The sequence below is a fragment of the Streptomyces cyaneofuscatus genome, from assembly GCF_000718135.1.
GTDB lineage: Bacteria > Actinomycetota > Actinomycetes > Streptomycetales > Streptomycetaceae > Streptomyces > Streptomyces cyaneofuscatus.
Genome location: NZ_JOEM01000033.1, coordinates 1 through 13,072 on the forward strand (window position 1 = coordinate 1; position 13,072 = coordinate 13,072).

Annotated in this window: 10 protein-coding genes; 4 read left to right on the forward strand and 6 right to left on the reverse strand. The window is 71.3% G+C overall.

Annotation, left to right across the window (positions count from 1 at the left end; genetic code table 11):
- Positions 1–399: 399 nt before the first annotated feature.
- Positions 400–4,278 carry an endo-alpha-N-acetylgalactosaminidase family protein gene (locus IF17_RS0134175; protein ID WP_030574769.1) on the reverse strand — a complete coding sequence of 1,293 codons (3,879 nt, stop codon included), beginning with the start codon at positions 4,276–4,278 and terminating at the stop codon, positions 400–402.
- Between the two features lie 388 nt (positions 4,279–4,666).
- On the opposite strand from IF17_RS0134175, the gene IF17_RS0134180 reads away from it, so the two are divergent.
- Positions 4,667–5,878, forward strand: a complete 1,212-nt coding sequence (locus IF17_RS0134180; protein WP_030574771.1) for a glycoside hydrolase family 64 protein — start codon at positions 4,667–4,669, stop codon at positions 5,876–5,878.
- A gap of 193 nt (positions 5,879–6,071) precedes the next feature.
- The gene (locus IF17_RS0134185) at positions 6,072–6,749 is read left to right on the forward strand and encodes a peptidoglycan-binding domain-containing protein (protein WP_030574773.1); all 678 of its coding nucleotides are present in this window, start codon (positions 6,072–6,074) and stop codon (positions 6,747–6,749) included.
- A 52-nt stretch (positions 6,750–6,801) separates the two neighbouring features.
- On the opposite strand, the gene IF17_RS0134190 is transcribed toward IF17_RS0134185, so the two are convergent.
- Positions 6,802–7,326: a hypothetical protein gene (locus IF17_RS0134190; RefSeq protein ID WP_030574775.1), complete on the reverse strand. Its 525-nt coding sequence runs from the start codon at positions 7,324–7,326 to the stop codon at positions 6,802–6,804.
- A 238-nt stretch (positions 7,327–7,564) separates the two neighbouring features.
- On the opposite strand from IF17_RS0134190, the gene IF17_RS0134195 reads away from it, so the two are divergent.
- Positions 7,565–8,191, forward strand: coding sequence for a YceI family protein (locus tag IF17_RS0134195; protein ID WP_030574777.1), 627 nt, complete (start codon positions 7,565–7,567; stop codon positions 8,189–8,191).
- A 128-nt stretch (positions 8,192–8,319) separates the two neighbouring features.
- Positions 8,320–8,823, forward strand: coding sequence for a hypothetical protein (locus IF17_RS0134200; RefSeq protein WP_051884201.1), 504 nt, complete (start codon positions 8,320–8,322; stop codon positions 8,821–8,823).
- Positions 8,824–8,940: 117 nt separating this feature from the next.
- Here the strand turns inward: IF17_RS0134200 and IF17_RS0134205 are convergent, their stop codons facing one another.
- The 4 genes from IF17_RS0134205 to IF17_RS0134220 all read right to left on the reverse strand — a co-directional run bounded on the left by IF17_RS0134205 (position 8,941) and on the right by IF17_RS0134220 (position 13,058).
- Positions 8,941–9,960 carry an iron-siderophore ABC transporter substrate-binding protein gene (locus IF17_RS0134205; RefSeq protein ID WP_030574781.1) on the reverse strand — a complete coding sequence of 340 codons (1,020 nt, stop codon included), beginning with the start codon at positions 9,958–9,960 and terminating at the stop codon, positions 8,941–8,943.
- A gap of 56 nt (positions 9,961–10,016) precedes the next feature.
- Complete coding sequence (locus IF17_RS0134210; protein ID WP_030574784.1) at positions 10,017–10,841, reverse strand: ABC transporter ATP-binding protein; 825 nt, start codon at positions 10,839–10,841, stop codon at positions 10,017–10,019.
- A 70-nt stretch (positions 10,842–10,911) separates the two neighbouring features.
- Complete coding sequence (locus IF17_RS0134215; RefSeq protein WP_030574786.1) at positions 10,912–11,973, reverse strand: FecCD family ABC transporter permease; 1,062 nt, start codon at positions 11,971–11,973, stop codon at positions 10,912–10,914.
- 14 nt (positions 11,974–11,987) lie between these two features.
- Entirely contained in the window at positions 11,988–13,058 is a 1,071-nt protein-coding gene (locus tag IF17_RS0134220) for a FecCD family ABC transporter permease (RefSeq protein ID WP_030574789.1), read from the reverse strand.
- Positions 13,059–13,072 lie beyond the last annotated feature (14 nt).

Here is a 13,072-nt window from a genome sequence, read left to right on the forward strand (position 1 = left end):
TGCCCTTGGCGTGCTGCGCCTGGGTCGCGCGCTCACTCGGGCCACGCCGGGCCTGCTCACGCAGGGCCAGCAGTTCGGCCACCCGGCCACGCGTGTCGCTCGGCTGCTCACCCTGGGTTTCGTCCACAACGGTCATGCATCGACCCTACGAACCCCGACCCAGAAATCGTGCCGTCGACTCCGTACAGTCTCCTGCCCGGTTTCGTGGTGGGAGTGAACAGAACCATCCCGCCGGGCACGCGATCCACCAGCGAAACGCCGCCCTACGTTGTGAGAACCCCACAAAGGGCCGATGTGCCGTGGGCCACATGCGCCTGAGGGGGCCCGCAGGCCCCCTCAGTATGGACCAGCAGTGTTCAGCCGGCCTCCACCACGCCTGGGTCATTGTTCGACCGGGGTTCAACCTCCGCAGTGGAAGCGGGCGTTGCCCCAGTCGGCGTGGTCGTTCCCGTTGCCGTCACCGCCGTCGTCGACGACCAGCTCGACGTAGCGCGCTCCGGTGACGTCGGCGGTGAGCTTCCAGGCCGGGTCGGCGGCCCCCAGGACCGGTGACTTCACCTTCTCCGTCCCGTCGGCGGTGACGGAGAACCGCACGCTGCCGCGCGTGGCCTGGACGTCGTCGACCCCGACCTCGGCGGTGAGGGAGGTGCACTTCCCGCCCAGGTAGTAGCGGATCTTCGCCGGGGCGTGGGTGCCGAGGCCCTTGGCGTACGCGACGCCGCCGATGCTCAGCGGCCTGCCGTCGCCGGTCCCGGTCTCCCCGTTGGACTGGTCGCGCTCGACGGGTCCCCAGCCGTTCTGGGAGGCCGTCCAGTCGAGGTCACTGGCCCAGCTGTCCTTCATGGGCGGCGGCGGCAGGGTCCGTACGGAGGTCTGCGCGCCGAGCGTGCGCGGGGAGCCCTGGACGGCGTACGTGGCTTCCGCCGCCAGCTGGTACGTGTCGTACGCGGCGTCCACCGGCGGGGTGACCCGCCAGCTGCCGGTGACCTTCGCGCCCGGGGCGACCGTGTCGAAGGCGACCGAGCCCACGGGCTCGGCCCGCCACCCCTCGGGCACGGCCAGTGCGAGCTTCACCCCGGTGGCGGCGCCCGCCTCGTCGTTGCCGAAGGTGGCCTTCACGGTGTTCGGGGCGCCCGGCTCCAGGGTCTCGGCGTCGGCGGCGACACTGAGCGTCCCGCAGACCGCCTCCTGCCCGGCGGGGGCGGGCCCCAGGTCGGTCACGGTGAACCCGTCGAGCACGAAGTCCGCGCCCTCGGGAGCTCCGGCCCGCTTCCGCAGCCCGGTCCAGGTGTCGCCGCAGCCCGCGGTGAGGGTCTGGGTGAAGCGGTCGGTGGTGCGCTGCTGCCCGATGGGGGTGGTGCGGGTCTCGGTGGAGGTGGCCTTGCCGTCCGCGACCCGGTCGTAGCCGTCGACCCAGGTGTAGGCGCCGGCGTGGCTGGACTGGTAGTCGAAGGCGACCTGGTAGCGGTGGCCGTCCTTCATCGGGACGGTCCAGGGGGCCGTGCGGTAGACGAGCCCGGTGTTCTCCTCGTGGGACTTGAGGGACTCCTTCCCGCCGAGCACGTCGTCGATCAGCTTCCCGTTCCAGCCGGACTGCGTGTACGGGGCGTTCAGCTGCGCGATGTGGGTGCGGGGGTCGGTGGAGCCGCCCGCGTCGCCCTTGAGGAAGGGGCCCCAGCCCTGGTCGACCGCCTCGAAGTCCTCGTACACGAGGGTGCCGGGCCGGGTCGCGGGGGCGTTCTCGACGATCCGTACGTCATCGGCGCGGACCGTCGCCGGGGAGCCGGCCGCCGCCTCGATGCGCAGGGTGGTGCGGCCGTTGGCGGGGGCCGTGAAGGTGACCTTGGCGCGCTGGAAGCGGGTGCCGTGCCAGTCGGACGCGGCGACGAAGTCCTCGGCCGTGGAACGTTCGACGGCCACCGACTTCCCGCCCGCGCTCAGCACCGTACGACGGGACTGGCCTGACTCCACCTCGATCAGGGCGGAGGCGGTGTAGCGCTTGCCGGGCTTGAGGCCGGTGACGGGCTGGGAGAGCGCGGCCGTGGCGGTGCCGGAGAGGGCGGCGCTGTTGCGGCCCTGGTCGTCGGTGTCCCGTACGACCGTTCCGGTCTTCGTCCAGCCCTTCAGCGTACGGTCGTTGAAGCCGGGGTCCTTGAGGGGTGTGCCCTGGCCCCATGCGGGGTCTGCTGCCCGGGGTGCCTGGCTCGGGTAGAGGACGTACGGCTGTCCGGCGGTGGCGGTCAGCGTGATCTTTCCGTTCACCGGGCGGACCGTGGCGGTCTTCTCGCGGCCGTTGTCGGTCAGTTCGTAGACCGTGTACGGGCCCTTGCCGGGCACCTCCCAGGTGCTGGTGCCGCCGGTCTCGCTGTAGTGGTAGAGCTTCTTCCCGCCGTCCCACGGCAGCAGGTAGTCCGTCCCGCTGAGCACCTTGCGGCCCTGGTCGTAGAAGGTCCGCTTCCCGTCCTCGACCGTGCCGCGCACACCGCCGGTGAAGGTGATGTCGTTGCCGTCCCAGCGGGTGATCTTCTGCTGCTGGAGGTACTTGGCGGGAAGGTTCTTCTGCCAGATGGTGGCGGTGAAGGCGTTCCAGTCGGTCTCGCCGGTCCACCCCTCGAAGTCCTCCAGGACGCTCTGGCCGAGGACCGGGTGGTTGTTCCAGATGTCCTTCTCGCCGTTGCGGATGAACCGGATGATCTGCGAGTTGAGGCCCTTGTTGGTGGCCCCGCCGTAGTTGAGGTCGTTCGCCCAGTGCGACCAGAGCGAGGCCCGCTCGAACTTGTCGGCCCACTCGGTGCCGACGGTCCAGCCCTGCTTCTGCACGGACTGGATGGTCTTGTCGGCGATCCAGCCGTGGGAGTAGTAGACGTCGATGTAGAGGAAGGCGAGGTTGCGGTCGGTCTCGTTCCGCAGCTGCTGGAAGCGCTTGGCCAGGTCGCCGCTGTTGATGTCGCGGCGCTGGTCGATGTAGTAGCTCTGGTTGAGCCAGTTCCAGCCGGGCTTGGTCCTGTCGACGAGCTGCTCGCTGAAGGCCTTGGCCTCCGGGTAGGACTCGGTGGCGTTGACGTGGACACCGAAGGTGGCGCCCCACTTCTTGCCCTGCTTGAGGAGGGTGTTGAGGTCCTTGAGGCCGCCGGCCCGCTTGTTGTAGTTGCCGCCGTAGTCCGGGTGGGCGGAGTCGTGGCCCTCGGAGCCGTACCCCTTGAGGACGGCGAGCTGGCCGAGGCCGTCGGTGGACTGCGCGATCCGCTTGACGTCGTCGAGGGTGCGCAGGAAGGGGTGGGTGGCCTGGCTGGCGAAGTTGAACGGGATGTGGGTGACGACCCGGTCGGCGGTCTCCTCGCTGCCGGGCGCGGTGATGCCGATGGAGCGGAAGGCGATGGCCCCGTCCTGCCAGTCGACGGCCTGGTCCCCGTTGGCGTCCGGGGTGATGACGACCTTGGCCCAGGGCAGGTTCTCGCCGCTCTCCGGCGTCTGTGCGCCCTCGCCCCGGTAGGTCCACTGGCCGGAGCTGACGCCGACCCGGACGCCGCTTCCGTCGGCCTCGGTGCGGGCCTGGCGCCAGAGGCGGGCGTCGTCGCCGCCGGTGGGTCCTGAGGGCTTGTCGTAGGAGGAGTTGGACTCGACGGCGGCGGCGAGGGAGGAGGTGTTGAGGATCGCGTAGGTGGCGCCGACGGGGGCCGGGTCGGGCTTGGTGGCGGCGGTGACCTTCGCGAACACGTCGGCGGTCCGGGTGGAGTCCGGGTCCAGCGTGGTGAACGCGGTGGCGGCTCCGGGTTCGGTGGAGCCGACGGAGATCAGGTCGTGGCCGGGGATGTCGATGGTCCCCACCCGGAAGGCGGCGGTGTCACGGACGGCGGTCACCCGGAAGGTGGTGGTCCGGCCGGAGACGGTGAGCGAGGCGTCGATCTCCACGCCGGGCAGGCCGGTGAAGGTGAGGGTGTAGCGGGCGGAGGAGCCGTTGACCTTCGGGGCGCCCTTGAGCTTCACCGGGTGGGCGGTGCCGTTGAGGGTGACGGCGGTGACCGGCCGCGTACTGCCGAGGAGCTGCTTGCCCCCGGCCCGGTAGGTGTACGAGAGGACGCGCGGGAAGTCGTCGGCCACGGCGACGGTGAGCTGGGGCGAGCCGATGGTGACGGAGCCGCTGGGCTTCGCCGCCCCGGCCGGCGGTGCGGGGGACGGATCGGCGGCGGCTGCGGCGGGGAGGGCGGTCCCCACGAGCGCCAGGACGGCGGCTGAGGCGACGGCGACCAGGCCGGCGGAGGGGAATCTTGGCGACATGGCCCCTGAGTAGTCGCCGTGTCGGGACACCGTCAACGCATGTCGGTCCCGGGGGCCGTCTCCGTCCAACAACCGTGCTCCGTTAGTCCAAGTGGCCTGTGCGCCTGCCATGACCGGCTCCTCGTTCACCTCTTGGCCGCTGCCGCCTCCGTACGGTCACGGTTCGCACCCGCTCGGTTCCGGCAAGTACCGCTTCCGGGCGTCGAGTTGTGAAGACCCGGAATTTTTGAGAGCGCTCTCAGCCATAAGTCTTGACGGCCGCTCCACCCCTGGCGAGAGTGGTGCGCACTCCCGCAGACACCCCCACTGTCCGGTCTCTCCCCACCCCACCCCACGACCCGTCTGCGGCCCCCACACACTCGGGAGTTCCCTCGTGATTTCACGCCGAATGTTCCTGACCGGCGCCGCCGCATCGGCCGCGGCTCTGACGTACCCCGCCTGGGGCACCGCCCTCTCCCCGCGCGCCTCGGCCGCGCCCGCCACCTGCGAAATCGCCCTGGAGAACAAGTCGTTGCCGGGCACGGTGCACGCGTACGTCACCGGCCACGAGCTGGGCACCGACCGCTGGGTGCTGCTCCGGCCGAACGGCGAGGTCTACCGCCCCGACTCCCCCGGCGCCCCGCAGACCCCGCTCCCGGTGGACTGCGCGATCCCGCTCAACGGCGCGGGCGCGGCACCGGTGGTGCTGACCCTGCCGCAGATGTACGGGGCGCGGGTCTACTTCGTCCGGGACGACAAGCTGGACTTCTTCCTCAACCCGGGCCCCTCGCTGGTGGAGCCCGCCTTCGCGACGCCGACGGACCCGAACTACGGGCGGACCTGGGCGTTCGCCGAGTTCACCTTCAACACCGAGCAGCTGTACTCCAACATCAGCTACGTGGACCTGATCACCGCCCTCCCGATCGGCATCACGCTGGAGGGCGACGGGACGCATGTCGTGGCCCCGCACCCGGAGGGCGCGGCGGAGCGGATCGCCGAGGACCTCGTCGCCCAGGCGGCTGCCGACGGGCAGCCGTGGGACAAGCTGATCACCCGGGGCGACGACGGCAAGGTGCTGCGGGTCGTCTCGCCGCAGAACATCATGGCGCCGTACTTCGACCGGCCCGCCGAGATGCCGTTCCGGGACCTGTTCGCGGCCCAGATCGACGAGGTCTGGGAGAAGTACCGCTCCGAGGACCTGCGGATCGACCTCCAGGGCGGCCGGGGCACGCTGACGGGCCGGGTCAGCGGTGACGTCCTCACCTTCGAAGGCGGGCACACGTTCACCAAGCCGGAGTCGAAGGACATCTTCACCTGCAACCACGGGCCGTTCACGAACAACCCGGGCGACTCCGACGACAAGAAGGCGATCCTGGCCCGGCTGGCGGCGGGCTTCAACCGGTCGATCATGCTGAGCCACCCGAGCCAGCCGAACGGCACGTCGGTGTCGGACTACTACAAGACGCCGGTGACCAACCACTGGTCCCGCGTGGTGCACGCCAACAGTCCGATCGGCTACGCGTTCCCGTACGACGACGTCCGCCCGGACGGCGAGCCGGACGTCTCGGGCGCGGCGCACGACGGGAACCCGCGCCGCTTCACGGTGAGCGTGGGGGCCTGACGGCCGCGCCGCTTCAGGGTGGGCGCGGGGGCCTGACGGCCGTCGCGACCAGCAGGTGAGTGCCCTCCGCCGGACCCGGCCGGCGGAGGGCACGCGTCTGTCCGCGCGCGGACTCCCGGAGAGCGACACACCATCAATTCATACTATTCACGGCATCCTTGACATTCTTTCCGGCGTCCCGGAACCGTTCCGTATGCGAAAGAACATCCGTGGCCGAAAGGCCGGACTCCCCCGCCGCACACTCGCGGCACTCGCCGCCGCCTTCCTGCTGGCGGCCCCCGCCACCGCCCACGCCACCGCACCCCCGCCGCCCACCGCGGCCCAAGGCCTGCGCGCCTTCCAGCAGAGTTACGGCCTCGCCCCCACCGGCCAGGTGGACGCCGCGACGGCCCACCTCCTCAAGACGGCTCCGGACAGCGAGCTGCGCGCCGCCTTCGCCGACCCGTCCGACCTCGGCCCGGAACAGCTCGCGCACGCGCGTACGGTCATCGGCGTCGGGAAGGGCGCGGACATCCCGGAGCAGGGCCAGGTGATCGCCCTGATGACGGCCATGCAGGAGTCGAAGTTCGTCAACTACACGACCCCGGTGGACCACGACTCGCTCGGGATCTTCCAGCAGCGCCCGAGCATGGGCTGGGGCACGGCGAAGCAGATCACCCACGTCCCGACCGCGTCGAAGTCCTTCTACGGGCTGCCGTCGCCGACCAGCAATCCGGGGCTGCTCCAGATCGAGGGCTGGGAGTCGATGGAGCCGGGCAAGGCGTGCCAGGCGGTGCAGCGGTCGGCGCACCCGGACCGGTACGCGCAGTGGGAGGACTTCGCCCGGGACCTGCTGGAGCGGGAGGGGCCGACGGTGGACCCGATCGACTGAACCGGTACGGATGCGGGCCGCCCTCTCCTGCCAGGGCGGCCCGCCCGTTCGGTCAGCAGCCTCCGCAGTTGTAGTAGGTCACGTCCCAGTGGTTGCCCTCGTCGGCGTAGATGTTGCCGGAGCCCGACCGGTACTGCCGGGCGCCGTCGCCCCGGGTGCCGATGTAGGTGAAGACGCCGGTGACGTAGTTGTTCAGGCAGGTGCTCTTGGCGAAGTCGAGCTTGTAGCCGTTCCAGTGCGAGTACGTGCCGCCGGCGTGCCCGGTCTCCGTACCGCCGGTGATCCTGAGCGCGCAGCCGGTGGCGCTCTTGAGCGTCTGGGCGCCCTGGGCGGTCGGCAGGTTGAGCTGGTCGAACGACGTGCAGGTGGGGACATTGCGGTTGGAGCAGCCGCCCGAGGACGACCAGGTGATCCCGGAGGAGCTGAACCGGGAGGTCGCCTGCGCGTGGGTCAGCTTGGTCACGGCGTGCGCCTCGGTGGCGCCGCTGCCGAGGGCACCGACGCCGGGGACGAAGAGGGCGCCGAGGACGAGGGCCAGGACGATGAGGGCGGAGCGGAGTCGTGGGCGGTTCAACATGGGGGATTTTCCTCCTGCTCATGACAAAACAGAGGGCGTACGGGCGTGGGCCGCGCACGCCGGGCAGGGAGATAGTGCCCGAGTTCTACGCGCGTCCGCCAGAGGGCGATCCGGGGGCCGGGACACCCAAGAGGAAGAAAGGTTGAAACTTGAACAAGATGGAGCTACAGTCAATCTCGTTGAAGGTTAAACAACACCGACGACAGCACCGCTCGCACACGTCCCCCGAGGAGGAGCCATGGCTCTGTTCACCCGCAAGTCGACCGCCGCCACCCCGACCACCGTCGCCGAGGCCCCCGCGGTGGACCCGGCACTGGCCGCCCTGACCGGCGTCTACACCATCGACCCGGCCCACAGCAGCATCGGCTTCACCGTGCGGCACGCGATGGTCACCAACGTGCGCGGCTCCTTCGGCGAGCACGAGGGCACCCTGACCCTGGACGGCACCGACCCGGCGAACTCCTCCGCCGCCATCGACGTGAAGATCGCGAGCGTCGACACCGGCATCGCCGACCGCGACGGCCACCTGGTCAGCGGCGACTTCTTCGACGCCGAGAAGTTCCCCCTGATGACGTTCCGCTCGACGCGCGCCGAGCAGCTCGGCGGCGAGGCGTACCGGGTCACCGGCGACCTGACCATCAAGGACGTCACGCGCCCGCTCTCCATCGACCTGGAGTTCAACGGATCCGCCACCGACGTCTACGGCAACGAGCGCGTCGGCTTCGAGGGCAGCGCGGACATCCTGCGCTCCGACTGGGGCCTGACCTGGAACGCGGCGCTGGAGACCGGCGGGGTCATGGTCAGCGACAAGGTCAAGCTGAACTTCGACATCTCCGCGATCAAGGCGGCGGCGCCGCAGGCATGACACGCGCCTGACGCGGCAGTACGGGCGGCTTGGCACCCTAGAGGCGGCCGGGCCGCCCGTACGAGGTCGCGGCTCCCGGTGGATCATGGAGGGGCTGTCCGCGCATCCCCGGGGGAAAGAGAAACACCGTGCTCACCAGACGACCCTTCCGAGCCGCCCTCCTGACGGTCTGCGCCCTGAGCCTGGCCGTCGCCACCGCCCTGTGGTGGTTCAACCGCGCCGACGACGCCCTGTACGCCGTCTCCGCCGACGGTCCCCGGGTGACGCTCGCCTACGACGGGGAGCGGCCGGACGAGGGTGTCGACACGTTCCTCACCGTCCTCGTCCAGCGGCTGGCCGCCGGGGACGTGACGGGCGTCGACGCCCTCGCCGACGGCTATCCGGACGGGGCGGGCGCGGCGCGCGAGTCCTCGGAGTTCCTGCGTCCGCTCGCCGCGTCGGCGGCGGCCGGGGAGGTCACGGCGAAGGTGGCCGGAGCCGAGGACGCACGCCCGCTCCCCCAGCGGCTCAAGGCGCCCGGCGGAGGCACCTCGCAGGCCGATCTGACCCTGGCCGACGGCAAGCACCTCCGCGTCCAGCTGGCCCGCGAGCGCGGTGTGTGGTGGGGGTACGCGCTGGCTCCCGCCGGCTGATTCGGGGGCGTACGCGAAAGAGCGGCGCGCCCCGCACCCGGGATGTCACGGGGCGGGGCGCGCTGTCGTACGTGGGAGCACAGGCTTACGGGCCTGTCGTGCCTGCGCGTACGGAGGTTACTTCTTGACCTTCTCCGCGAAGAGCGGGACGACCTTCTCCAGGGCGTACGAGACGGAGAGCACGGAGTCCGTGGCGAACGCCTGCGAGATGATCTGGTCGTCGAAGATCAGGGAGTTCCCGGCCTTCACCGACGGGACCGCCTCGTACAGCGGATCGTTGCTGATGTCGGTGGCGGGGATGCCGATCGGGGTCATCACCGTGAGGTCGGCGTCCAGGAGTTCGAGGTTCTCCTTGGAGATGGAGACGGAGAAGCCCTCGCCGGCCTTGGCCTCGACGGCCGGGCTGTTCGTGAAGCCGAGGCGCTCGACGAAGTCGACCCGGCCGGTGCCGCCGACGTACGCGCCGTAGCCCTCGGAGGTGCGCGAGCCGAGCACGATCGTGGCGTCCTTGAACTCGGGGTGCGCCTTGGCCGCCGTCTCGAACTTCTTCTCGGTCTCGGCGATCAGCTCCTTGCCCTTCTCGGGCACGCCCATCGCGGCGGCGATCATCGTGGTCTGCTGCTCCCAGGAGATCTTGTACTGGTCGCCGTCCTTGGGCACGCCGACGGTCGGGGCGATCTTCTTCAGGGTGTCATACCGGGTCTGGTCGCCGCTGGACTTGGTGTCCAGGATGAGGTCCGGCTGGAGGGAGGCGATCTTCTCGAACTCCGGCTCCATCGTGCCGATGAGCTCGGGCGCCTTGTCGTACATGCCCTTCGCCCACGGGCCGACGCCCTCGCCGCCGAACGGCAGCCAGTCGCTCGCCCCGACCGGCTGGCCGCCGAGCGCGAGCACGGTCTCGGCGTCGCCCCAGCCGAGCGCGACGATGCGCTTGGGCTGCTTGTCGACGGTGACCTCGCCGAACTTCGTCGCGACCTTGGCGGGGAAGGCGCCTTCGGAGGCGGCGGAGGGGGAGCCGGACGTGTCGGAGGAGTCGTCCGACGTACCGCAGGCGGAGACGCCGACGAGGAGGGCGGCGACGGCACCGGCCATCAGGACGGGGGTGCGGCGGGGGCGCCGGGAAGCGGAGGGGTTCATGTCCTTTAGGTTAGCCTCACCTAATGACAACGGTGCCATCGGGTGGCTGTACGGTCTCAGGCCGCCGGGTCCTTCACCTCGGGCCCCTTCACGTGGTGGCGGCCCAGCGGCACCACCATCGGGGTGGCCGACGCCGGGTCCTCGATCACCGAGCAGCGCATCCCGAAGACCTCGCCGACCAGCTCTTCCGTCACGATGTCCACCGGCCGCCCCTCCGCCAGGATCCGCCCGGCCTTCATGGCGATCATGTGGTCCGCGTACCGGCAGGCCAGGTTCAGGTCGTGCAGGACGGCGACCATCGTGACGCCGCGCTCGCGGTTGAGGTCGGTGAGCAGGTCGAGGACGTCGAGCTGGTGGCTGGCGTCCAGGAAGGTCGTCGGCTCGTCCAGCAGCAGGATGTCCGTACGCTGCGCCAGCGCCATCGCGATCCACACCCGCTGGCGCTGCCCGCCCGAGAGCTCGTCCACCGGCCGGTCGGCCAGCTCCAGGACGTCGGTGGAGAGCAGCGCCTGCGCGACCGCCTCGTCGTCCTCGGCGCCCCAGCGGCGGAACCAGCCCTGGTGCGGGTAGCGGCCGCGGCCGACCAGGTCGGAGACGGTGATGCCCTCGGGCGCGGTGGGGCTCTGCGGCAGGATGCCGAGGACGGCGGCGACCTCCTTGGTCGGCATCTCCTGGATGGACCGGCCGTTCAGGAGCACCGCCCCGGCGGAGGGCACGAGCAGCCGGGCCATGGCCCGCAGCAGGGTCGACTTGCCGCAGGCGTTGGGGCCGACGATGACGGTGATCCGTCCGGGCGGGACGGTGACGCTCAGGCCGGGGACGATCTCCCGGTCGCCGTAGCCGAGCCGGACGTCCCGGGCTTGAAGAGTGTGCTCAGCCACGACCGGGCCACGCCTTTCGTTGTCGTCCTGCGTCTCGTGCTCTTCGTTGTGCTTCTCGTACGCCGTCATCTCAGCCGCCACTCCCCACGCGGTTGGCGCGGGCCAGCAGCAGGAGCAGGTACGGCGCGCCGATGATGCTGGTGACCACGCCCACCGGCAGCTGGACGGAGGGCAGCATGTGCTGGGCCGCGAAGTCGGCGACGAGGACCAGCAGCGCGCCGGCCAGGGCCGCGTGGGGCAGGGCGGCTCCCCGGCCCGGGACCAGGCGGCGGGCGATCGGCGCGGCGACGAAGGCCACGAACCCGACGGGCCCGGCCGCCGCCGTGGCGACCCCCGCCAGGGCCGTGGCGCACCCGAGCAGGGCGAGCCGGCTCGGCTCCACCTGCGTACCGAGTCCGGCGGCGGCGTCGTCCCCGAGCTGGAGGGGCCGCAGGGCGTGCGCGGCGACGGCGGTGAGCGGGACGAGGAGGGCGAGCGCCCCGAGGATCGGCCAGAACTGGCCCCAGGAGCGCCCGTTGAGGCTGCCGGCCAGCCAGCGGAAGGCCTCCTGCGCGTCGGTGACGTCGGAGCGGGCCATCACGTACCAGACGACGCTGGAGAGCCCCATGCCGACGCCGATCCCGACGAGGACGAGCCGCTGCCCGGCGACGCCCTGCCGCCAGGCGAGCAGGTAGATCGCGGCCCCGGCGGCGACCGCACCGGCCAGCGCGCTCGCGGAGAGGGCGAGCCCGCTGACCTGGAACAACAGCGCGGCCGTGACGGCGACGGCACTGGCTCCGGCGCTGATGCCGATGAGATCCGGGCTGGCGAGCGGGTTGCGCAGCACGGTCTGGAAGACGCCGCCGGAGAGGCCGAACGCGGCGCCGACGAGGAGGGCGAGGAGGGCGCGGGGCAGGCGCAGCTCCAGCACGACGAACTGCGATCCACCGTCGCCGCCGCCGAGGAGGGTCTCGACGACCTTCCCGATCGGCATGACCATGTCGCCGACGCTGAGCGAGAGGCCGAAGACCGCGACCACGGCGGCGAGCAGGGCGGTGGCGACGGTGACGGAGCGGCGGCGCCCCCGTCCGCGTACGGCGTTGACCTGCCGTACGGCATCGGCGAGCCGGTCCTTCTCCGTGTCCACAGCCATGACGGGCCCCGGGCTCACAGTTCCACCAGCTTCCTGCGCCGGACCAGCCAGATGAAGGGGATGCAGCCGATCGCGGCGGTGATCACGCCGACCTGCACCTCGCCGGGCGGGGCGATCACACGGCCGATGATGTCGGCGACGAGCAGCATGATCGGGGCGAGCACCATGCTGTACGGGAGCACCCAGCGGTAGTCGGGCCCGGTGATGAGGCGGGCGGCGTGCGGGACGGCGAGGCCGACGAAGCCGATGGGTCCGGCGACGACGGTGGCGGCGCCGCAGAGCACGACCACGGCGAGGGCGGAGACCATCCGGGCGGCCCCGACCCGCTGGCCGAGGCCGCGCGCGAGGTCGTCGCCGAGGGAGAGGGCGTTGAGCTGCGGCCCCAGGGCGAGGGCGAGGACGGCCCCGACGAGGATGAACGGGGAGACCTGCCAGAGCACCTCGGAGGAGCGGGCGGTCAGCGCCCCGAGCTGCCAGAACCGGAACTGGTCGTAGCTCCCCCGGTCCTGGAGCAGGATCGCGCTGGTGACCGACGTGAGGACGGCACTGGTCGCGGCGCCCGCGAGAGCCAGCTTGACCGGCGTCGCGCCTTCTCTTCCCAGCGAGCCGACCCCGTACACGAGGAGGGCGGCGAGCAGCGCGCCGAGGAAGCCGAACCAGATGAACTGGGTGGCGACGGTGAAGCCGAGCAGCGTGATCGAGCAGACGACGGCGACGGAGGCGCCCGCGTTGATGCCGAGGAGCTGGGGGTCGGCCAGGGGGTTACGGGCGACGCCCTGCATGACGGTCCCCGCGAGGCCGAGCGCCGCGCCGGCGAGCAGCCCGGCGACGGTGCGCGGGATGCGGACCTCCTGGATGACCAGCTGGCCCTTGACGGTGAGGTCGGGGTCGAAGACGCCGGGCAGCACATCGCGGAACGGCACGTCCCCGGAGCCGATGGCGAGGCTCGCCACGACGACGAGCACCAGCACACCGAGGGCGGCCAGCAGCCCGAGGGCGAGGACGGGCCGGCTGCGCCTGGCCCGCGCTTCCTTCGTGGCGCCGTCCGCCGGTTTCTCCTTCGCCAGGAGGGTCGAGCCGCTCACGGCCGCGCCACCGG